The following is a 19,821-nucleotide window of genomic DNA, read 5'->3' as shown; positions in this document are numbered from 1 at the left end:
AAAGAAAAGGTCACGCGTCACAAGGTTCGACCAGCTCTGGCCCGCTGGCCCGGTTCGAGTTCACCGCAGGCCCGACCCGGTGGAAGGTCAACACATCCTCGTTCCCCGGCTGCATCAGCCGTGCGGCCCCTTTTCCGGCTTCACCCAACCACAATGGCCAGTCATTGGGTTCTACGATCAAGGGCATTCGCTGATGAATGACCTCAAGCCTTTTGCTGGCAGCCGTCGTCACGATAGCACAGGTGCCCTGCCGTTCGCTTTCAGGGCCCCAGTCCTGCCAGACCCCGGCAAAGGCAATGGGAGCTTTGTCCTGACGGTGGATATACCAAGGCAGGCGCGTTCCCTGTTCCGTTTTTGTCCATTCATAGAACCCAGTCGCTATGATCAGGCAGCGGCGCGTCCGGCAGGCATCGCGAAAGGCGGGCTTGTCCGCCAGGGTCTCGGCCCGGGCGTTGATCAGTAACGGCCCCGCCGTTTCGGTCTTGTACCAATGTGGCAGAAATCCCCAGCGCAGCGCATCCAGATGGCGGCCTGTTTCGCCGCTACGCACGACATGTACCTGATTTGTCGGACAAACATTGAAATTCGGCACCACAGGTAGCGCATTTGCCGGGCGCGCCGAAAACAGCTGCGCCATTGCGTCGTTGGGAAGAGTTATTGCAAACCGTCCGCACATGGGTAATGAACCACCGATACATTCTTGATACAGGCACAGGATCTCACGGGGTCACATGGAATACCAGACAACGCAATCCCTCAAGAGCAAAGCACTGGCGCTTCTGGAAGCAGGCAAGCTGCCGCAAGCTTTGAAAAAGGCCCAGCTGGGTGTCAAGAAATTCCCAAAAGACTCGGATTATCATGCCATCGCCGGCTTTGTTTTGACCGAGATGAAGCAATACAAGAAATCAATTCCGCATTTTGTTGAAGCCTCGCGGATGAAACCGGACGACCTGCAGTTTGTCGAAAACCTGGCGAATGCATTGATGCAGACCGGGCAAATTCCTAAAGCCCTGGACTATACCGAACAAAAGCTGGAGCAATTCCCCAACAACCAGGAATTGAACCGCGTGCTGGATGAAATTCACCTCAAAGGCACCAATTGGCGCATGATGATCGAACATGCGAGCAAGAAGCTGGAGAGCGATCCAGACAATGTGGACCTTCTTGCAAAACGGGCCAGAGCTTACGCCAATATCGGCTTTGACGATGAAAACTCGCGGGATGTCGCCCGCGCCTACGAGTTGGACCCCGAGAACACAAAGATTGCCCTTATTAAGTCTGTAAACCTTCACCAAACGGGTGAAAAGAACGAGTCCAAAGCAATACTGAGGCGCGTTCTTCAAAACGAACCCGAACATATGTCGGCTTTGCTGCAATTATCGGCAATTGCAACCACAGAAGAAGCTCCGGAGCTGCTGGAAGCCGTTAATAAAGCCATCTCCGAAAAGGGAGATGATAAGCTGGAACTCCAGTTCGCCAAGGCGCATTTGATTTCAAAGTTAGACGGGTTGAATGCCGCCATGCCGCATTATGCGCGGGCCAATGAAATTCAGCACCAAGGCAACCCCTATGTCCCGGCGGATGAAGAGGAAAAACTGTTCCGGATCACCAGCTTGTTCCCTGTCGATTCCGATGCACCAGAGTCCGGCTTTGCCGAGGGGCCAGCACCGATCTTTGTACTGGGTCAACCCCGCTCTGGCACGACATTGATGGAAATGATGCTGAGTTCAGCCCCCGGAATTTCCGGTTGCGGCGAACTGACTTTGGGGGCCGATCTGTCGCGTGAGTATGAGAAAAAAGGCCAGAAGTATGACGCTGCCAAAGCGTCCGAGCTCGCGCGGGAATTCCTCGAATTGATGCCGCCCATTCCGGGCGACTCTGTCGCCTTTGTCGATAAGATGCCGCACAATTATCAACGTATTGGATTCCTGCTGTCTGCCTTCCCAAAGGCAAAGATTATCAACATGCTGCGCGATCCGCGTGATGTTGGATTGTCCAAATGGATCAGATGTTTTCCTGCGGGCGGAATGCGCTATGCCTCGAATATGCAGGCCATCGCCCATTCGGCAAATATGTATCGTCGTTATATGGCGCATTGGGATGCCGTGTTCGGGAATCGTATTCTGACGGTACCTTACGAAGAACTGGTGGCCGACCCGAAAACCTACAGCCAGCAGGTCGCTGCGTTCTGCGATTTGGAGTGGACCGAAACGATGATGCACCCCGAGAAAAACACCAAACAGGTACGTACGGCAAGCATCGATCAGGTGCGCAACAAGATCTCGACCAAGTCTATCGGCGGCTGGCGCGGGGTTGCTGAGCACATCAAACCGATGCTGGACGGGTTCGATCCGAAACTCTGGCCGGAATATGATTTCAGCTGATCCGTTCCCAAACAAAAAAGCCGCATCACAGGGATGCGGCTTTTGTCTTTGTCGTAAACCCAGTTACTTCTGTTTGATACGCCCGTCTACATACGGCTGATAGGGCGCATTTTCCGCCAGGTATTCCGCGGTGACATCCGCAAGGTCCGGGCCGAAGTCATAGGCGTTCTTGTCATCGCCTTCGAACATCTTGTACCCGTCACCACCGTTGCGGACGTAGTTGTTGGTGACGACCAGGTAGGTCTTGTTCGGGTCGATCGGAATAAAACCGTCACCCTCGGCAATCATCACCTCGCTGACGCGCCCCTCGTTCGGTGCCACGCTTGGGTCCCAGGTAAAGCTAAGACCGGCGACCTGCGGGAATCGGCCTTTCACTTCTTCCACCTGACTTACGCCATTTTCGAGTGCGTCAATGACACCCTGTCCGCTGATTTCAAAGGTCGACAGTGTATTCTGGAAAGGCAACACCGTCAGAACCTCGCCCATGGTCACATCACCGGGATCGATAGAAGCCCGCAACCCACCCGAGTTGGCAATGGCAATCTGAACGCCCTGATCCGCCACACGCGCCAGCATCGCATCGGCAACCAGGTTGCCCATCTGGCATTCCTGCACGCGGCAAATTGAGCGATCCCCTTCAATGGCTTCTGCAGCGCTTGCAACAACCTTGTTGCGGATTTCATCCAAAGGCACCGCCAGTTCCGCAATCCGGTCCAGCGCGGCCTGATCCTCGGTCACTGCGTTGTCCATGATCAAAGGCTCGCCAGCTGCCTCGATCACTTTGCCATCGTCATCGAAAGTGACGTTCAATTCGCCCAGAAACTTGCCATAGGCATAGGCCTGAACGATCTGTACGCCGTTTACCACTGTTGGGTACGGACCTGCCGCCTTATCCGACACATTCGAAAGATACGTGTTCGAATGCCCGCCGACGATCACGTCAACACCAGTCGTCTCTTGCGCGACACGCTGATCGACGCCATAGCCGGAATGGCTGAGAACGATGATCTTGTTGACACCCTCACCTGTCAGTTTATCGACTTCGGCCTGCACAGCTGGCACCGGGTCCGAAAACGTGACATTGGGGCCGGGCGAGGCAAGCTCATCCGTGTCGATTGGGGTCAGGCCGATCAAGCCGATCTTCTCGCCGCCTACTTCGATAACGGTCGATTTCTTGATCCTGTCTGTCAAAAGCTCTTCGTCGTGAATATCGGCGTTGGACATCAGGACCGGGAAGTCGACCGAGTCGATGAACCCCCGCAACACTTCGGGGCCGTCATCAAACTCGTGGTTGCCGACGGTCATGGCATTATAGCCCAGCTTGTTCATGAACTCGGCTGCGACCTTGCCCTTGTAATAGGTATAGAAAAGGGACCCCTGGAACTGGTCACCTCCATCCACCAGAATCGAATTATCTGCCCGTGCGCGCGCGTCGGCAACTGCCGTTACTAGGCGCGCCGATCCGCCAAAGCACTTGCCTTCTGTATTGTCTTCCTCACCGCAACCGCTGTCGTATTTGTTGATCGGCTCAAAGCGCGAATGGAAATCGTTGGTGTGCAGAATTGTCAGCTTGTAATCGGCTGCTGCGGCACCCGCCGTCAGGCCCACCACCGCGACCGAAGTTAAAAATCGGGTCAACATCTTGGAACTCCCTGTTATTATTGCCGGGGATCGTGCGCTTATGTCGACCGAGAGTCAAAGGAGAAATCCAGCTTGATTCCAAGCGCCGTGCGAGGCATCAGGTCATCATGCTGATCTACAAGATTTTCCGAACCGACGAATGGGCTGAACTGCAAAGTCTGGGCGCCACAGACGGAGCACCCATTGACGTGTCAGACGGGTTTGTTCACTTTTCCACCGCTGAACAAGCTGCTGAAACCGCCGCCAAGCATTTTGCGGGCGTTGAAGGGCTTACGCTGTTGGCCTGCGATGCCGATGCCATGGGTGATGACCTGAAATGGGAAGTGTCGCGAGGAAACGCCCTGTTTCCGCATCTGTATCGTCAGATCAGGTTAAGCGATGTTGTCTGGGCGCGTCCCCTGCCTTTTGTCGGCACGGCACATCAGTTTCCCGAGGATATGGCATGACATCCTATGTCGATCCGGATCGCGCCCAGTTCGAGGCATTCAAGGCTCTGGAGCGCGACCAGCCGATCGAAATGCTCAATCTGGTGAAATTCCGCGCCGAGGCGCAGTATCCCAAATCACATGAATTGGCTGGCGCAGGGCTGACCGGGGCGCAGGCTTATCAGAAATACGGGGTTGAAACCGCCCCAATCATTGACCGTATCGGGGCAAGCATCCTGTGGCGGGGTGCATTTGAAACGACACTGATCGGACCGGCTGATGAGGTATGGGATGCCGTCTTTATCGCACGCTATCCGACTGCATATGCGTTTCTGGAAATGGTGACTGACCCAGTGTACCGGGCAGCGGTGGTCCATCGGCAGGCTGCGGTCGAAACCTCGCGCCTGATCCGGTGCGGATCAAGCAAAAGCGGGAAAGCGTTCGGATGAAACTGACCGAGAAGTTCGGGCTTGCGGCCCTGCACTGCATGGACCCCGAAACCGCCCACGGGATGTCGATCAGGGCTTTGAAGGCGGGGCTTGCGCCTGCGCAGGGGCCGGTGACAACACCGCGTCTGAAAACCAGCCTAGCCGGGTTGGACCTGCCTAATCCGGTAGGTTTGGCCGCGGGTTTCGACAAGAACGGCGAGGCTCTGACGCCGCTGTCGCGCGTAGGATTCGGTTTCATCGAAGTCGGGGCTGTCACACCACGCCCGCAACCGGGAAACCCTAAACCACGCCTGTTTCGCCTGACCGAAGACAAAGCGGCGATCAACCGTTTTGGCTTCAACAACGAAGGCATGGAGGTGATGGCAAAACGGCTTGCTGATCGCCCCAAAAATGCGGTGATCGGCCTGAATCTGGGCGCCAACAAGGACAGCGAGGATCGCGCAGGTGATTTCGTCAAGGTGCTGGCGCATTGTGCCCCGCATCTGGATTTTGCCACCGTCAACGTGTCATCCCCGAATACGGAAAAGCTGCGGGATTTACAGGGCAAAGCAGCGCTGAGCGCGCTTTTGAGCGGTGTGATTGAAACCCGTGATGCGCTGCCTCGCCCGCTGCCTGTCTTCCTGAAAATCGCGCCGGACCTGACCGATGCCGAATTGCAGGACATTGCCGAGGTTGCGCGCGAGACCCATGTGGATGCCGTGATTGCCACCAACACCACCCTGTCACGCGAAGGGCTGCGCAGTTCGCACAAAGGTGAAACCGGTGGGCTGTCCGGTGCACCGCTGTTCGAGAAATCAACACGTGTTCTGGCGCGGCTTAGCCAGTTGACCGGGGGTGACATTCCCCTGATCGGCGTCGGTGGCATCAGCAATGCGGAACAGGCCTATGCCAAGATTTGCGCCGGGGCGTCAGCTGTGCAGTTCTATACGGCGGTGGTGTATGGCGGCATTTCTCTGGCGGCGGACATTGCGAACGGGCTGGATGAACTGCTGGCCTGCGACGGCTTTGACAATGTGGCTCAGGCCGTCGGCAGCAAACGAGAGGACTGGCTATGATCGAATATTGGCGCAACCCGCGCTGTTCAAAATCCCGCGCTGGTCTTGCATTGCTGGAAGAAAATGGTGCACGGGTCACGGTGCGCAAATATCTTGAGGATGCACCATCAATTGATGAGCTGCGAGCGGCACAATCCGCCTTGGGGCTTTCGCCCGTCGAGATGATGCGCACCGGAGAATCCCGGTTCAAGGAACTGGGGCTGACAAAGACCTCGCCAGACGACGCCCTGATCCGGGCCATGGCTGAAAACCCGATCCTGATTGAACGTCCGCTTGCCATTGCGGGCGATAAGGCTGCCATCGGGCGTCCACCGGAAAACCTTCTTACGCTGCTCTAGGCCACCTGCGCCTCGAGCTTGGGATAGCGCCACCCCAAAGTCACGCCACGTGCGATGTTAAGCACCATCAACGCGGCCCACAGGCCGTGATTTCCGAAACTTGGCACGAGAATGAACAGCGCAACCAGATGGATAGCGACCGATTGGAACATCGCGCTACGCATGGCCCGGGTCCATGTTGCACCTATGTAGATGCCGTCAAACATCCAGCTTGCCACGCCGATAACGGGTGCCAACGCGGCCCAGACAAGAAACTCGCGCCCGGCCTCGCGCACCTGCGGCGATGTTGACATGAGGTCGATCAACGCCGGTCCGGCGACAAAGAAAACCACACCCAGTAACAGGGCACCCCCAACACCCCATTGCGAGGTCATGAAAGACGCGCGGCGCACCTGATACCTGTCTCTGGCACCCACCGCGCTTCCGACCAGCGCCTCGGCGGAAAAGGCGAACCCGTCCAGCGCGAAAGCTGTGATTTCAAGAAACTGAAGCAGGACCTGATTGGCCGCCAGATTGACATCACCCAGATCGGAACCGACGAAAAGAAAGGTCGTGAAGGATCCGGTTAGCAAAACCGACCGGATCATGATATCGCCGTTGACCTGCAACATCCGGCGCAGTCGGGCAGCGTCAAATATGCGGGCCCAGTCACGCCAGATTCCGTCTTCGAACCCATCCCGACACAGCCAAAGGCCCAGCGCCAGACCTGTCCATTCCGCGATCAAAGTGGCTATGGCAACCCCTTCGACACCCCAGCCAAGACCAAGCACAAACCACAGGTCCAGAACGATGTTCAATCCGTTCATCCAGACCTGAAGAACAAAAACCCCGCGCGTGCGTTCAACCGCAATCAACCATCCGGTAACCGCATAAAGCGCGATAGTGGCAGGCGCGCCCCAAATTCGAATCTCAAGATAGGCGTGGGCCAGCGTTTCGACCTCGGGGCTCGCCGGAGATAAAGCGAACGCACCCGCGAACACGGCCACTTGTGTAAGGATAAAGAACAGCCCGGCCGCGCCGCCAAGCATCAGGCCGCGCATCAGCAATGCCCGGGTTTCAATAGCGTCACCTGCCCCGCGTGCCTGCGCCGCCATCCCGGTGGTTCCCATCCGCAAGAAGCCGAAAATCCAGTAGATCGTTGACAGGATCACTGCACCGATCCCGACCGCCCCGATTGGCGCAGCCAGCCCCAACTGGCCGACAACACCGGTATCAACTGCACCCAGAATCGGAACGGTGGCGTTCGACAGGACAATCGGCACAGCGATCTTCAGCACCCGCCGATGCGTGATGGGTGCCGAGGCGTCCTGCATGGTCAGCTCTTGCCCCGAGGCGGTTGCGGCATCAGGAAATGCCCGGAGGCCTGCGCAAACAGTTTCGCATGATTGTCCTGCCAGGCTTCAACCCGTACCGAGGCGTAACGCCGCCCCGACCGGCTGATAAATGCCCGCGCATAGGCGTCTCGCGGCAAGCCCGAACGCAGATAGTCAACGGTAAAGTCGATCGTCTTGGGAAACCGGATGCTTTCGTCTGACACGATGGCCTCTGCATCGATCTCTCCGCTTTCAATACTTGGGAACATGTGTTCCCAGCTCAGCGTGATAACGGCTGTCACTTCCAAAAAGGCAGCCGTCACACCACCATGAATTGCAGGCAGAAACGGATTGCCGATCAACTTGTCATCGAAATTCAAAACGCCGGTCAGCTCATCCCCGCGCCTGTCAAAACTGATGTTCAGGAAACGTATATACGGTACGCCGTCGACAAGCGCACGCAGGGCTGCATCGCGGCGCTGCTTGACCACCTGCATCGGCTCGGGACGAGGTCTTGGCATATTACTTCCCTTCAACCGTAAAGGACCCTGAGGCTGTCGCCACCGGCAGGTCCGTGTCGTTGTCCATTGCGGTGGCCCGCACGAAGGCAACGTTTCGCGTGATATGGTGACAGACGGCATGTGCAGTAATCGTCTGACCTGGCGTCGCCGCGCGCATATAGTCTATCCGCAGATCGATTGTTGCGGTTCCTCCGGGGGCCGATGGGTGGCTCATCACCGCAGCGCCACAACAGGTGTCCAGAATCGTGGATATCGCTCCCCCATGAATCACCGCTGTACGCGGATCCCCGATCAGGTCTTTGTTGTAGGGCAGAGTTATCTCTGCCTCACCCTCGCCGATCTGCGTGAGCGTAAGGTTCAATGCCCGCGCATGGGGGATCGCCTCGATAAACTGGCGGGCTAAAACTGTCTTATCGACCATAAGTATGCGTCCTGTTCTCTGCACCGCCTTTATGAGCCGGTGTTCCGGTAAAGAGCAAGCCTACCTGTTGCGCTTGGGATCGGGACCGCCTAGGTTGCTGACGAGGAGACCGGGAATGTCCAACAACCGTTTGTCATTCAAAGAAATGTGCGCCGAGTTTGACGTGACGCCGCGCACCCTGCGCTACTACGAATATATCGAGCTTTTGCAACCGGACCGCGAAGGGCGTTCGCGCTTTTACGGGCCCCGGGAATGCGCGCGGATGAAACTGATCATGCGCGGCCGAAAGTTTGGTTTTCCTCTAGAAGAGATTCGCCAATGGCTACTGATCTATGAAGATCAGGGAAACGAGGCCCAGATGGCCACCTTTGTCGAAATGGCGGACCGCCAGATGAGTGAGCTTCAGCAGCAGCGACAGCAACTGGATGAGGCAATGGACGAACTCAAAAGCCTGCGCGACCAAACGGCCAAGTCGCTGGAATAACCTTTTCCGATATTTCATAATCAAGCATTGCAGGTGGCAGAACCTGTCGAAACCGGTGCGCATCCCCTTCAAGGCACCCGTTTATTCATGCCGGAAATCAGTTGACGCAACGGTAACAAAATTACGCCGAAAGCCCCTTACGTGCACGGATGTTACGTCAACTTCAAAGTGACGCAGCGTCTGGATTACGTAAACGTCACTCACATGTTGTAAAGCACCCACCAACTGCGCAACTCATGTTTCATGACGCCAGTGACGAGAGTATGACGAATGACCGAAGATGTGATGACCATCCGCGAGATGTGCGAGACCTATGATGTCACACCACGCACCTTGCGGTTCTATGAGGCAAAGGAACTACTGTTCCCGATCCGCGAAGGCCAAAAACGTCTGTTCACCAAACGTGACCGGGCGCGGCTGAAGCTGATCCTGCGCGGCAAAAGATTCGGGTTCAGCCTCGAGGAAATTCGACAGCTGCTGGATCTCTACCATGTGGGCGATCAACAGGTCACCCAGATGAATCGCACATATGAAATCGCGTGCGAGCGTCTGGCTGACATGGAATCGCGCCGCGAAGAGCTGACGCAGGCCATCGACGATCTGAAAGAGCAGTTGCGCTGGGGCGAGAAAGTCATCGCCTCGATGAAACAGGAAAAGAAGGCGGCCGAGTAACCTCGCCCTGCCTTCCGGACATATGAATTAAGGGAGCTTCACATGCCCGTTTACAACGCGCCAACCAAAGACATGCAGTTCATTCTGCACGATGTTCTGAAAGTCTCGCAGTCGGACATCCCCGGCTATGACGAACTGGAGCCCGAATTCACCGGCGCAGTTCTGGAAGAAGCAGGCAAGGTTGCCACCAACGTCCTGCATCCTTTGAACGTTGTTGGTGACACCGAAGGGTGCCGGTTGGAAAACGGCATTGTGTACACCCCTACCGGGTTCAAAGACGCCTTCGAGCAGATGAAGGAAGGTGGCTGGACTGGCCTCGACATGCCGGAAGAGTATGGTGGCCAGAACATGCCTTACGTGATCGGCACAGCCGTGGGTGAGATGTTCTCGGGCTCCAACCAGGCTTTCACCATGTATCAGGGCCTGACCCATGGCGCAGCCTCGGCCATTCTGGCGCACGGAACAGACGAGCAGAAGAACAAATACCTGCCCAACATGGTCAGCTGTGAATGGACCGGCACCATGAACCTGACCGAACCACATTGTGGCACCGATCTGGGCCTGATGCGCACCAAGGCAGAACCGCAGGGTGACGGCAGCTACAAGATCTCCGGCCAGAAGATCTTTATCTCGGCTGGCGACCACGACATGGCAAACAACATCGTCCACCTGGTGCTGGCCAAGATCCCAGGTGGCCCCGAGGGCATCAAAGGCGTGTCGCTGTTCATTGTGCCCAAGTTCATTGTGAACGAAGACGGCAGCCTGGGCGAGCGCAACGGCGTATCGGTCGGCAAGATCGAAGAGAAAATGGGCATCCACGGCAACTCGACCTGCGTCATGAACTATGACGAAGCCACCGGCTGGCTGCTGGGCGAAGAGCACAAGGGCATGCGCGCCATGTTCACCATGATGAACGAAGCGCGTCTGGGGGTGGGCATGCAGGGCCTGTCGCAAGCCGAAGCGGCCTATCAGAATGCTCTGGAATACGCCAAGGACCGTTTGCAGGGTCGCGATGTGACCGGTGTCAAGAACCCGGATGGTCCGGCCGATCCTCTGATCGTGCATCCTGATATCCGTCGCAACCTGATGGATCAGAAAAGCTTTACCGAAGGCGCGCGCGCGTTCATCCTTTGGGGCGCGACCATGATCGACAAGGCGCACCGCGCGGGAGACAAGGATGCGGACGGGCTGATCTCGCTGCTGACCCCGGTCATCAAAGGGTTTTTGACCGACGAAGGCTACGACATGACCGTTCAGGCGCAGCAGGTCTATGGTGGCCATGGCTACATCGAAGAATGGGGCATGTCGCAATATACCCGCGACGCCCGCATCGCGATGATCTACGAAGGTGCAAATGGCGTTCAGGCGCTTGACCTTGTGGGTCGCAAGCTGGCGCAGGATGGCGGCAAGCACGTCATGGCGTTCTTCGAGATGGTCAAAACCTTCTGCAAGGAAAACGCGGGCCAGAACGAAGCATACGACAAGGCGTTCATCGAACCGCTGAAAGCCGCATCCAAGGATTTGCAGGCCGCTGGCATGTATTTCATGCAGGAAGGCATGAAGAACCCGAATAACGCATTGTCCGGTTCCTATGACTTTATGCACATGTTCGGCCATGTTTGCCTGGGCCTGATGTGGGCGCAAATGGCGAAAGCGGCTCAGGAAGCGCTGGATGGTGGAGCCTCGGACAAAGAATTCTACGAGACCAAGATTGCCACCGGCCGTTTCTACATGGCCCGCCGCCTGCCCGCGACAGCGATGCATCTGGCACGCATCCAGACCGGCGCGGACACGGTAATGGCACTGGACGCGGCGAACTTCTGATCTCAGTCTGGGTCCGGGCAACACCGCCCGGACCCAGCTTACCGGAGGAGACCAAATGCCAAAACGTTTTCGGCTGACCCGCCGTTTCCCGGTTGCGATGACTGAAGATGGGTATCGCAAACTCAAAGCGTTCGCGCGTGATGCCGGTCTGGACGAAGGTGAAGCGCTGTCTTTCTTGTTCGAGAATTTCAACAGCGTGATTGATGAGGAGAACCTGACCCACCGCCTGCGCATCTTCAATTCCGAACTTGAGGCACGGAAGAGGTGAACTGCTGCGGAGAAAACTCAACGGCGACTTTAATTTGAATGCCGGACGCCTCCGGCGGGAGTATTTGTGAAAAGATGAAGCGGCGATGCGTCCCTGCCACCGGGCACACTCGCCATCAGGACAGGAACGACTTCACCTTTTGCGGTCATCGGCTCTCCAGCCTGTACCGCACGACCACTGAATACGAAGATGGTTGATGAAACGTTACCTACTGCCCTTCATCTTTTCAAAAATACTCAAATCCGGCCTAGCCACATGCGCCTTGGGAGGGGCGAGCACATGACCATCAAACTTCATTGCTTCGGAGAAAGTGGAAACAGCTACAAGGCTGCTTTGGCTCTGGAAATGTCCGGTTTGGAGTGGGAACCGGTCTTTGTCGATTTCTTCAAAGGTGTAACCCGCACGCCGGAATATCGTGCTGACGTAAACGAGTTGGGTGAAGCACCAGTTCTGGTCGATGGAGATTTTCACACCAGCCAATCCGGTGCGATTCAGGCCTATGTCACGGAGAAATCCGGCAAGTTCGGTGGCAAGGACCGGGAAGAAGACTACGATATTCTGCGTTGGGTTTTGTGGGACAATCACAAACTCAGCTCAATGGCAGGTTTGACGCGGTTCCTGATCAATTTCCTACCCGAGCAGCACCGCAACCCTGATGTCATTGCATTCAATAAAGGACGTTTGAAGGCGGCTTATGAAATCCTGAACAACCACCTGGATGGTCGCGACTGGATCGTTGGTGATGGTGTGACCAACGCCGACCTTAGCTGCTGTGGTTATCTGTATTACCCTGAACCATTTGGCTTTGACCGTGCCGACTGGCCCCATATCGACGCCTGGCTGACCCGCTTGTCCGAACAGCCCGGCTGGAAACACCCCTATGACCTGATGCCCGGCAACCCGTCGGATCGAGCTTGAGGAGAAGACCCATGACCGAAGCCTATATCTATGACGCCCTGCGCACGCCGCGCGGCAAGGGCCGCAAGGATGGCAGCCTGCACGAGGTAACCTCGGTGCGCCTGTCCGCCCTGACCCTGAACGCGATGAAAGAGCGCAACAACCTGGAAGGTCACGCCGTCGAAGACGTGATCTGGGGAAACGTCACGCAAGTGATGGAGCAAGGCGGCTGTCTTGCGCGCTCGGCCGTTCTGGCATCCGACCTCGACCAGTCGATCCCGGGTCTCGCGATCAACCGTTTCTGCGCCTCGGGCATGGAAGCCGTGAACCTGGCCGCAAACCAGGTGAAAGGCGGCGCAGGCGATGCCTATATTGCGGGCGGTGTCGAGATGATGGGTCGCGTGGCCATGGGCAGCGACGGTGCAGCAATCGCTGTTGACCCCTCGCTGGCGATGGAGACCTATTTCGTACCTCAGGGAATCTCGGCCGACATCATCGCGACCGAGTATGGCTTTACCCGTGATGACGCGGATGCGCTGGCGGTTGAATCGCAAAGACGTGCTGCGGAAGCCTGGGCCGACAACCGGTTCGAGAAATCCGTGATCACCGTCAAGGATCAGAACGGCCTGACCATTCTGGACCGCGATGAATACATGCGCCCCGGCACTGACATGCAGAGCCTCGGTGCGCTGAACCCGTCGTTCGCTATGATGGGCGAGCAGATGCCTGGCTTCGACAAGGTTGCGATGCTGAAATACCCCCATCTTGAGCGCGTGAACCACATCCACCACGCCGGCAACAGCTCGGGCATCGTGGACGGAGCCGCTGCTGTTCTGATCGGCAACAAGGAATTTGGCGAGAAATACGGCCTCAAGCCGCGTGCCCGCATCAAAGCAACCGCCAAGATTGGCACTGATCCGACCATCATGCTGACTGGCCCGGTTCCGGTGACCGAGAAGATTTTGGCCGACAATGGCATGAAGATCAGCGATCTGGACCTGTTTGAAGTGAACGAAGCTTTCGCCTCGGTCGTGCTGCGGTTCCAGCAGGCATTTGATGTCGATCCCGCACTGGTCAACGTCAACGGTGGCTCGATCGCGATGGGTCACCCGCTGGGTGCCACGGGTGCGATGATTATCGGTACGCTGCTGGATGAACTTGAGCGTCAGGACAAGGAAACCGGTCTGGCCACGCTTTGCATTGCATCCGGCATGGGTGCGGCTACCATTATCGAGCGTGTCTGATGCCTAAGCTGGATCTTTCTCAGATCCCGTTTCAGGGCGGCTCGGCCTATCCCGGCAAGCTGGCCGAAGCGACCACAGGTCGCTTTGCGCAGCGCGTGGGCGATGCGGGCGGTCTGACCCAATACGGGGTCAACATCGTGCGGCTGGATCCGCAGGGCCTGTCATCGCTGCGCCATTACCACATGAAGCAGGACGAGTTTGCCATAATCCTCAGCGGCTCGTGCACGCTGGTCGATGATGATGGCGAGCACGAGATGCAGCCCGGCGATTGCGCCGCCTGGCCCGCAGGTGAGGCCAACGGCCATCACCTTGTGAACAACACCGATGCGCCCATGACCTTTCTGGTGGTGGGCACACGGACCCCGACCGAGACCGGCTATTACAGCGACATGGACATGATGGTGAAGGTTGATGAGAACGGATTCTCCTTCACCCGCAAGGATGGCAGCCCGCTGACGGCTGACCAGATTGGAGATGACAATGACTGATTTCACTCTGAGCAAAGACGCAGACGGCGTCGCCACGATCACCTGGGACGTGCCCGGGAAGACCATGAACGTGATGTCCTTTGACGGGCTGGCAGAATTGAGCGATTGCATCGATCAGGCGCTGGCCGACGATGAGGTGAAAGGCATCATTGTTACTTCGGGCAAAGAAGGGTCATTTGCAGGCGGCATGGACCTGAACCTGCTGGCGGTGATGAAAGAACAGGCGGGCGACAATCCAGCCAAGGGTCTGTTCGAGGGCACGATGAAAATGCACGCCCTGCTGCGCAAGATCGAACTGGCGGGTATGGACCCCAAGACCAAGAAAGGCGGCAAGCCGATTGCTACCGTTCTGCCCGGGACCGCTGCGGGCATCGGTATGGAACTGCCCCTGTCTACCCATCGTATCTTTGCAGCCGAAAACCCAAAGGCAAAGTACGGCCTGCCCGAGATCATGGTCGGCATCTTCCCTGGCGCGGGCGGCACCACCCGTATGGTCCGCAAAGTTGGCGCCATTGCGGCGGCTCCGCTGTTGCTGGAAGGCAAAATGCTGGACGTCAAGAAAGCCAAGGGCGCAGGCTATATCGACGAAATCGCAGCCGATCCAATGGCAGCAGCCAGGGAATGGGTGCTGAGCGCCAAGGACGCCGATCTGGTCAAGCCTTGGGACGCGAAGGGTTATAAAATGCCCGGTGGCGCCCCCTATCATCCCGCAGGCTTCATGAACTTCGTTGGCGCGTCGGCGATGGTGAATGGCAAAACCCAAGGGGCCTTCCCGGCGGCCAAGGCTCTGCTGAGCGCGGTTTACGAAGGCGCTCTGGTCGATTTCGACACCGCGCTGAAAATCGAAGCGCGCTGGTTCACGTCCGTGCTGATGAACCCGTCGTCTGGTGCGATGATCCGATCGCTGTTCCTGAACAAGGAAGCACTGGAAAAAGGTGCCGTGCGTCCTGCAGGCGTTCCGGATCAGTCCGTCAAGAAGATCGGCGTTCTGGGCGCAGGCATGATGGGGGCTGGTATCGCTCTGGTATCGGCGCAGGCCGGTATGGAAGTGGTTCTGATCGACCGCGATCAGGAGGCTGCCGACAAAGGCAAAGCCTATACCGAGACCTATCTGGACAAAGGCATGAAGCGCGGCAAGGTCACGGCTGAGAAAAAAGAGGCCATGCTGGGTCGCATCACCGCGACGCCGGATCTGGACAACCTGAAAGGGTGTGACCTGATCATCGAAGCGGTCTTTGAAGACATGGGCGTCAAGGCTGAGATGACCAAGAAGGTCGAGGCGATCATCCCCGAAGACTGTATCTTTGCGTCGAATACCTCAACCTTGCCGATCAGCGATCTGGCCAAAGCCTCGGTACGGGCTGACCAATTCATCGGCATTCACTTCTTCTCACCGGTCGAAAAGATGTTCCTGGTCGAGATCATCAAGGGCAAGGAAACCGGGGATCGTGCAGTGGCCAAGGCGCTGGACTATGTGCGTCAGATCCGCAAGACCCCGATCGTGGTCAACGATGCGCGTTTCTTCTACGCAAACCGCTGCATCATTCCATACATTAACGAAGGTGCGCGCATGGTCACTGAAGGCGTCAGCCCCATTTTGATCGACAACGCCGCGCGGCAATTGGGTTTCCCGGTCGGCCCGATCCAGCTGACCGACGAAACCTCGATTGATCTGGGTGCCAAGATCGCCCGCGCGACAAAGGCGGCGATGGGCGATGCCTATCCGGAAAGCCCCTCGGACGATCTGATCTTCTGGATGGAGGAACAGGGCCGTCTGGGTCGCAAGGCAAATGCCGGATTCTTCGACTATGACGAGAAGGGCAAGCGCGTCGAATACTGGAAGGGCCTGCAAGAGAAGTATCCGCTTGCCGATGACCAGCCTGACCTGATCGAAGTGCAGGAACGTCTGATGTTTGCTCAGGTTCTGGAAGCCGTCCGCGCACTGGAAGAGGGTGTTCTGGAAGACATCCGCGAGGGCGATGTCGGTGCAATTCTGGGCTGGGGCTTTGCCCCGTGGTCGGGTGGTCCGTTCAGCTGGCTGGACATCATCGGCACACCCTATGCGGCCGAGCGTTGTGATCAATTGGCCGAGACATACGGTGAACGCTTTGCCTGCCCGCCACTGCTGCGCGAGATGGCAGAAAAAGGTCAGAGCTTCTACGGTCGCTTCAACCCCGAAGCAAAGGCCGCTTAATCCAATGATGCGGGCGCATGTCACCATGCGCCCGCATCGTTCTTGTCAGTGTTTGGTTAGATCTGCCATTCGGGCCGCAGGAACAGAACCGGCGCGCTTGGGCGTCCCGGTCGACCCGGTCGCCTGACCCCAAATGGCGGGCGGATCGGAAATATCGGTTCCTGGGGAATGGGTGCAGGCAGCGCACCCAATGGGTTGGCAAGGGCCGACATATCACCCCTGCTTATAAGTGTATGGATCAGGTCGGAGGCGACCTCTTCGGTCGCGACTTCATACCGTGTTCCTGTCGTTGCGCCGCGCATATTGAAGCGACCGGACGCGCAATAAGCCTGCAATCCGCCTTCGACAAAGATCACCTGATCATCATCAAAAAACAGGGAAAACACTTCAAAAGACGACCCCGGTGCCTGTGACGTCAGGCGACCGGCACCGTTCAGCAAACGCGCGGGCACCACCGAAGGCGCATCGGCCGTGACATTGATCCGGGACAGGTTCAGCGCCATGCCCTGTTCGGGCATCAACCAGACAGGTCGCCCGTTATACGCGGCGCGGGCAGGCACGAGGACCGGCAGGAACTCGACCCGGCGTTCATCGGCTGGAATGACCACAACGCTTATCGAGATGCGCCGTACCTCTTTGAACCCGTGATCGAGGGTTCTAACCAGATCACCCACCGTGATCCGTTCGACCGGCTTCCACCCGGCAGTCGTGGCGATCTTGGTGCCGTGCAAAAACCCGCCACGGCGCGCATTTACCGCCTGTTTTGTGTTGGTTCGATCAACTTCTGGCAGCTGATCCAGATAAACAGAAATACTAGTTACTTCGGACACGTGCCCTACCCCCTTTTGGCACAAAACGGTTATGCCAATGAGCTAACACCAAAAATTCGGCCCGTCACATTTCAGACATATTTGCGCCCAATTTTGACCAATTCCGCGTAATTACCGAGGGTTTTCGTGAACACTCTATTAGCCTCACTGGGCATTTTTGCCATTTCTGAAACGAAGGCGATTTTGTCGAACTCCCGAATCCGGGGCGTTGCATCCGGGTAACGTGGTAGATGGCCGTTCAGCCTTGGGCGCGCAGTCAGCCCAAGATGCGTCAGGCAACTTTTTTCTGGTCAGATGATCGGCTGGCACGCCACCCCAGCAACAGACCCGCTGCTGCAATCATAAGGATGCCCGAAATCTGAAAGACGCCAAGGGTTTGCCCAAAGGCCACAAATGCGAAGAGCGGGCCGAAGATCATGACAGAATACTCGAACACCGCCACATAAGATGGCTCGCCTACCTGATACGCCTTGATCAGCATGAAAACCGCGATTGTTGAACCGATAGCCTGAGTAACCAGCCACGGTATGGCAGGCCCCATGTTCCAAACCCATCCACGCGAGACAAAGCCATCAGCACCGTCTGCCGTAACAACCGGCGAGATTGTCAGGAACGTGACCCCCAACGCCCCGGCCAGACCCATTGTTATGACCATGACAGCCAGCATGGCCACAGTGCTTTCCTGAGAACAATGCGTACGCGTGAGAATCGAGCTGAGGGCATAGAAAAACCCTGTCGCCACAGGCACCAGCGTGCGCAGGTCAAAATCGCCGGGGTTTGGCTGAAGCACCAGAAGGATGCCGGTAAATCCAATCAGTACGGCCAGTATGCGCCACGGCCCTATTGGTTGCCTGAGCACCAGAGCGGAGATCAGCAGCACGAAAATCGGTGAGGTGAACAACCCTGCCAGCGCCTGTGCAATTGGCATCATGGCAAGAGATGCAAAATAGAACAACATTGCCATGGTAATCAGAACGCTGCGCAAGATGACAGGGCCCCACCGCACGGGCCTCAACCCGCCCAGCCCCAGAAACGACAGGCCGACGATCAGCGGCAGCATCAAAAGCGCACGGGTCAGATGGAACTGCCACAGCCCGACGGTTTCAGCCAAAAGGATCACAACATTGTCGATGACGCCGATAATTGCCATCGCACTGACCATCAGGGCCGCAGCCAGCACAGCAGAAGATGAGGAATGCGCCTGCATGAAGTCGTGTCCTGATTGTGATCGTGGACCGACAGTCTCGATCCTTTCGGGTATCCAGCACAATTCGCAATGACTGCGCAACAGGTTTGCGCCCTGCGATTTCACCATGCTAAGCTGCGGCAAAACAAATTCGAGCAGACCCACCCAGATGACGGCCCTGAAACAGTACCAGCGGATCGAAGCCACCGGTCTGTGGCGCCCCTCGCCCGATGAACAGCGGCGCGAGGTTGTGGTGTCTATCGGTGAAGCCACCCTGACCATTTCCGATTTCAATGACAGGGCGCTGACCCACTGGTCGCTGGCAGCACTTGAACGCCAGAACCCTGGTTCCTTTCCGGCCATATTCAACCCGGACGGTGATCCGGATGAAACGCTTGAGCTGGCCGAATCCGAAACCACGATGCTTGAAGCGATCGACCGATTGCAGCGCGCTATTGATCGGTCCCGCCCCCACCCGGGGCGTTTGCGCTGGCTGAGTGTCGGAGGCGTCGTGGCCGCTGTGCTGGCCCTGTTGCTGTTCTGGCTGCCCGGTGCGCTGCAAAACCATGTTGTCTCGGTCGTGCCCCAGGTCAAGCGGCAAGAGATCGGCGATATGATCCTGCATCGGATCGAGCGCGTCTCGGGCCGGGCCTGTACGTCGCGGGATGCTCGGGATTCATTGGAACAGCTGGCCCGGCGCACTGGCGTACGGCAGATCATCATTCTGCCAGCAGGCGTTCAAGACAGCCTCAGCTTGCCTGGCGGCACTGTCCTGCTCAGCCGTGCTTTGGTCGAGGATTACGAAGATCCTGCCGTTGCAGCGGGTTATGTGATTGCAGAACGGGCGCGGGCCGCGCAAAAGGATCCGCTTGATGACCTGCTGGACAGAACCGGCGCGACCTCTGCCTTTAGGCTGCTGACAACCGGCGGACTGACGCCCGAGATTATCGACACATATACCGAGCAGGTCCTGTCACAGCCCCGTCCGGCCATTTCTGACGATGACGTGCTGGCGATGTTCTCGCAAAGCGCGCTTCCCTCAACCCCCTACGCCTATGCCCGTGATGTGACCGGCGAAACGGTTCTTGGCCTGATCGAAGCGGATCCAATGGCGGGAAGGGCGCTGGAACAGGTGCTGCCGGACCGCGACTGGGTACGGCTACAGAATATTTGCGGCGAATAAACCG

General features: G+C 57.4%; 21 protein-coding genes. 14 read left to right on the top strand and 7 right to left on the bottom strand.

The window, feature by feature from the left end; all coding sequences use genetic code 11:
- Positions 1 to 10: 10 nt before the first annotated feature.
- Complete coding sequence (locus ACR0DS_RS03650) at positions 11 to 676, bottom strand: SOS response-associated peptidase (protein ID WP_480558296.1); 666 nt, start codon at positions 674 to 676, stop codon at positions 11 to 13.
- A gap of 55 nt (positions 677 to 731) precedes the next feature.
- On the opposite strand from ACR0DS_RS03650, the gene ACR0DS_RS03645 reads away from it, so the two are divergent.
- A complete protein-coding gene (locus ACR0DS_RS03645) occupies positions 732 to 2,384 on the top strand; it encodes a tetratricopeptide repeat-containing sulfotransferase family protein (protein ID WP_480558298.1) in 1,653 nt (550 codons plus the stop codon).
- Positions 2,385 to 2,447: 63 nt separating this feature from the next.
- On the opposite strand, the gene ACR0DS_RS03640 is transcribed toward ACR0DS_RS03645, so the two are convergent.
- Positions 2,448 to 4,025, bottom strand: coding sequence for a bifunctional metallophosphatase/5'-nucleotidase (locus tag ACR0DS_RS03640; RefSeq protein ID WP_480558300.1), 1,578 nt, complete (start codon positions 4,023 to 4,025; stop codon positions 2,448 to 2,450).
- 107 nt (positions 4,026 to 4,132) lie between these two features.
- Here ACR0DS_RS03640 and ACR0DS_RS03635 point away from each other — a divergent pair, with 107 nt between their 5' ends.
- From ACR0DS_RS03635 to arsC, 4 genes are read left to right on the top strand one after another with little or no spacing between them, the layout of a single operon-like run.
- Positions 4,133 to 4,471 carry a DUF952 domain-containing protein gene (locus ACR0DS_RS03635; RefSeq protein ID WP_480558302.1) on the top strand — a complete coding sequence of 113 codons (339 nt, stop codon included), beginning with the start codon at positions 4,133 to 4,135 and terminating at the stop codon, positions 4,469 to 4,471.
- Positions 4,468 to 4,899: a DUF1330 domain-containing protein gene (locus ACR0DS_RS03630; protein ID WP_209503270.1), complete on the top strand. Its 432-nt coding sequence runs from the start codon at positions 4,468 to 4,470 to the stop codon at positions 4,897 to 4,899. Before ACR0DS_RS03635 ends, ACR0DS_RS03630 begins: the two co-directional genes overlap by 4 nt.
- On the top strand, positions 4,896 to 5,954 hold the full coding sequence (locus tag ACR0DS_RS03625) for a quinone-dependent dihydroorotate dehydrogenase (RefSeq protein ID WP_480558304.1): 1,059 nt from the start codon (positions 4,896 to 4,898) through the stop codon (positions 5,952 to 5,954). Before ACR0DS_RS03630 ends, ACR0DS_RS03625 begins: the two co-directional genes overlap by 4 nt.
- Positions 5,951 to 6,292: an arsenate reductase (glutaredoxin) gene (gene arsC, locus ACR0DS_RS03620; RefSeq protein WP_480558306.1), complete on the top strand. Its 342-nt coding sequence runs from the start codon at positions 5,951 to 5,953 to the stop codon at positions 6,290 to 6,292. The genes ACR0DS_RS03625 and arsC overlap by 4 nt, the downstream gene beginning before the upstream one ends.
- Here the strand turns inward: arsC and ACR0DS_RS03615 are convergent.
- Genes ACR0DS_RS03615 through ACR0DS_RS03605 form a run of 3 tightly spaced genes read right to left on the bottom strand, consistent with a single transcriptional unit; the run spans position 6,289 to position 8,547 of the window.
- Positions 6,289 to 7,605: an MATE family efflux transporter gene (locus ACR0DS_RS03615; RefSeq protein ID WP_480558308.1), complete on the bottom strand. Its 1,317-nt coding sequence runs from the start codon at positions 7,603 to 7,605 to the stop codon at positions 6,289 to 6,291. The two genes, arsC and ACR0DS_RS03615, sit on opposite strands and share 4 nt — an antisense overlap.
- A 2-nt stretch (positions 7,606 to 7,607) precedes the next feature.
- Entirely contained in the window at positions 7,608 to 8,126 is a 519-nt protein-coding gene (locus tag ACR0DS_RS03610) for a PaaI family thioesterase (RefSeq protein ID WP_267364663.1), read from the bottom strand.
- Position 8,127: 1 nt separating this feature from the next.
- Entirely contained in the window at positions 8,128 to 8,547 is a 420-nt protein-coding gene (locus ACR0DS_RS03605; protein ID WP_480546472.1) for a PaaI family thioesterase, read from the bottom strand.
- A gap of 115 nt (positions 8,548 to 8,662) precedes the next feature.
- Here ACR0DS_RS03605 and ACR0DS_RS03600 point away from each other — a divergent pair, with 115 nt between their 5' ends.
- The 8 genes from ACR0DS_RS03600 to ACR0DS_RS03565 all read left to right on the top strand — a co-directional run bounded on the left by ACR0DS_RS03600 (position 8,663) and on the right by ACR0DS_RS03565 (position 16,618).
- Entirely contained in the window at positions 8,663 to 9,031 is a 369-nt protein-coding gene (locus tag ACR0DS_RS03600) for a MerR family transcriptional regulator (protein WP_480485170.1), read from the top strand.
- Positions 9,032 to 9,301: 270 nt separating this feature from the next.
- A complete protein-coding gene (locus tag ACR0DS_RS03595; RefSeq protein ID WP_209503256.1) occupies positions 9,302 to 9,703 on the top strand; it encodes a MerR family transcriptional regulator in 402 nt (133 codons plus the stop codon).
- A gap of 42 nt (positions 9,704 to 9,745) precedes the next feature.
- Positions 9,746 to 11,527: an acyl-CoA dehydrogenase C-terminal domain-containing protein gene (locus ACR0DS_RS03590; RefSeq protein ID WP_480484255.1), complete on the top strand. Its 1,782-nt coding sequence runs from the start codon at positions 9,746 to 9,748 to the stop codon at positions 11,525 to 11,527.
- A gap of 55 nt (positions 11,528 to 11,582) precedes the next feature.
- Complete coding sequence (locus ACR0DS_RS03585; protein ID WP_209503252.1) at positions 11,583 to 11,795, top strand: hypothetical protein; 213 nt, start codon at positions 11,583 to 11,585, stop codon at positions 11,793 to 11,795.
- Positions 11,796 to 12,074: 279 nt separating this feature from the next.
- The gene (locus tag ACR0DS_RS03580) at positions 12,075 to 12,713 is read left to right on the top strand and encodes a glutathione S-transferase family protein (RefSeq protein WP_480484256.1); all 639 of its coding nucleotides are present in this window, start codon (positions 12,075 to 12,077) and stop codon (positions 12,711 to 12,713) included.
- Between the two features lie 11 nt (positions 12,714 to 12,724).
- A complete protein-coding gene (locus ACR0DS_RS03575; RefSeq protein WP_267364658.1) occupies positions 12,725 to 13,936 on the top strand; it encodes an acetyl-CoA C-acetyltransferase in 1,212 nt (403 codons plus the stop codon).
- Entirely contained in the window at positions 13,936 to 14,424 is a 489-nt protein-coding gene (locus ACR0DS_RS03570) for a cupin domain-containing protein (protein ID WP_267364657.1), read from the top strand. Before ACR0DS_RS03575 ends, ACR0DS_RS03570 begins: the two co-directional genes overlap by 1 nt.
- Positions 14,417 to 16,618 carry a 3-hydroxyacyl-CoA dehydrogenase NAD-binding domain-containing protein gene (locus tag ACR0DS_RS03565; protein ID WP_480558310.1) on the top strand — a complete coding sequence of 734 codons (2,202 nt, stop codon included), beginning with the start codon at positions 14,417 to 14,419 and terminating at the stop codon, positions 16,616 to 16,618. The genes ACR0DS_RS03570 and ACR0DS_RS03565 overlap by 8 nt, the downstream gene beginning before the upstream one ends.
- Positions 16,619 to 16,674: 56 nt before the next feature.
- Here ACR0DS_RS03565 and ACR0DS_RS03560 read toward each other — a convergent pair whose 3' ends face one another.
- Together ACR0DS_RS03560 and ACR0DS_RS03555 are read right to left on the bottom strand one after the other, a co-directional pair.
- A complete protein-coding gene (locus tag ACR0DS_RS03560; RefSeq protein WP_480558312.1) occupies positions 16,675 to 17,448 on the bottom strand; it encodes a Hint domain-containing protein in 774 nt (257 codons plus the stop codon).
- Positions 17,449 to 17,719: 271 nt separating this feature from the next.
- The gene (locus ACR0DS_RS03555) at positions 17,720 to 18,655 is read right to left on the bottom strand and encodes a DMT family transporter (RefSeq protein ID WP_480558314.1); all 936 of its coding nucleotides are present in this window, start codon (positions 18,653 to 18,655) and stop codon (positions 17,720 to 17,722) included.
- Between the two features lie 148 nt (positions 18,656 to 18,803).
- Between ACR0DS_RS03555 and ACR0DS_RS03550 the strand changes: the two genes are divergently transcribed.
- Positions 18,804 to 19,817 (top strand): hypothetical protein, encoded by a 1,014-nt coding sequence (locus ACR0DS_RS03550; protein ID WP_480484261.1) that lies wholly within the window; start codon positions 18,804 to 18,806, stop codon positions 19,815 to 19,817.
- Positions 19,818 to 19,821: the final 4 nt, after the last annotated feature.

Source organism: Ruegeria sp. AF5 (assembly GCF_056541905.1).
The sequence above is the reverse complement of the archived record's forward strand: the minus strand, read 5'-3'. Positions and strand labels throughout refer to the sequence as shown.

What these genes read in the sequence shown, in the direction of transcription:
- ACR0DS_RS03650 (WP_480558296.1), bottom strand. Translation starts at nt 676, where the DNA reads ATGTGCGGACGGTTTGCAATAACTCTTCCCAACGACGCAATGGCGCAG.
- ACR0DS_RS03645 (WP_480558298.1), top strand. Translation starts at nt 732, where the DNA reads ATGGAATACCAGACAACGCAATCCCTCAAGAGCAAAGCACTGGCGCTT.
- ACR0DS_RS03640 (WP_480558300.1), bottom strand. Translation starts at nt 4,025, where the DNA reads ATGTTGACCCGATTTTTAACTTCGGTCGCGGTGGTGGGCCTGACGGCG.
- ACR0DS_RS03635 (WP_480558302.1), top strand. Translation starts at nt 4,133, where the DNA reads ATGCTGATCTACAAGATTTTCCGAACCGACGAATGGGCTGAACTGCAA.
- ACR0DS_RS03630 (WP_209503270.1), top strand. Translation starts at nt 4,468, where the DNA reads ATGACATCCTATGTCGATCCGGATCGCGCCCAGTTCGAGGCATTCAAG.
- ACR0DS_RS03625 (WP_480558304.1), top strand. Translation starts at nt 4,896, where the DNA reads ATGAAACTGACCGAGAAGTTCGGGCTTGCGGCCCTGCACTGCATGGAC.
- arsC (WP_480558306.1), top strand. Translation starts at nt 5,951, where the DNA reads ATGATCGAATATTGGCGCAACCCGCGCTGTTCAAAATCCCGCGCTGGT.
- ACR0DS_RS03615 (WP_480558308.1), bottom strand. Translation starts at nt 7,605, where the DNA reads ATGCAGGACGCCTCGGCACCCATCACGCATCGGCGGGTGCTGAAGATC.
- ACR0DS_RS03610 (WP_267364663.1), bottom strand. Translation starts at nt 8,126, where the DNA reads ATGCCAAGACCTCGTCCCGAGCCGATGCAGGTGGTCAAGCAGCGCCGC.
- ACR0DS_RS03605 (WP_480546472.1), bottom strand. Translation starts at nt 8,547, where the DNA reads ATGGTCGATAAGACAGTTTTAGCCCGCCAGTTTATCGAGGCGATCCCC.
- ACR0DS_RS03600 (WP_480485170.1), top strand. Translation starts at nt 8,663, where the DNA reads ATGTCCAACAACCGTTTGTCATTCAAAGAAATGTGCGCCGAGTTTGAC.
- ACR0DS_RS03595 (WP_209503256.1), top strand. Translation starts at nt 9,302, where the DNA reads ATGACCGAAGATGTGATGACCATCCGCGAGATGTGCGAGACCTATGAT.
- ACR0DS_RS03590 (WP_480484255.1), top strand. Translation starts at nt 9,746, where the DNA reads ATGCCCGTTTACAACGCGCCAACCAAAGACATGCAGTTCATTCTGCAC.
- ACR0DS_RS03585 (WP_209503252.1), top strand. Translation starts at nt 11,583, where the DNA reads ATGCCAAAACGTTTTCGGCTGACCCGCCGTTTCCCGGTTGCGATGACT.
- ACR0DS_RS03580 (WP_480484256.1), top strand. Translation starts at nt 12,075, where the DNA reads ATGACCATCAAACTTCATTGCTTCGGAGAAAGTGGAAACAGCTACAAG.
- ACR0DS_RS03575 (WP_267364658.1), top strand. Translation starts at nt 12,725, where the DNA reads ATGACCGAAGCCTATATCTATGACGCCCTGCGCACGCCGCGCGGCAAG.
- ACR0DS_RS03570 (WP_267364657.1), top strand. Translation starts at nt 13,936, where the DNA reads ATGCCTAAGCTGGATCTTTCTCAGATCCCGTTTCAGGGCGGCTCGGCC.
- ACR0DS_RS03565 (WP_480558310.1), top strand. Translation starts at nt 14,417, where the DNA reads ATGACTGATTTCACTCTGAGCAAAGACGCAGACGGCGTCGCCACGATC.
- ACR0DS_RS03555 (WP_480558314.1), bottom strand. Translation starts at nt 18,655, where the DNA reads ATGCAGGCGCATTCCTCATCTTCTGCTGTGCTGGCTGCGGCCCTGATG.
- ACR0DS_RS03550 (WP_480484261.1), top strand. Translation starts at nt 18,804, where the DNA reads ATGACGGCCCTGAAACAGTACCAGCGGATCGAAGCCACCGGTCTGTGG.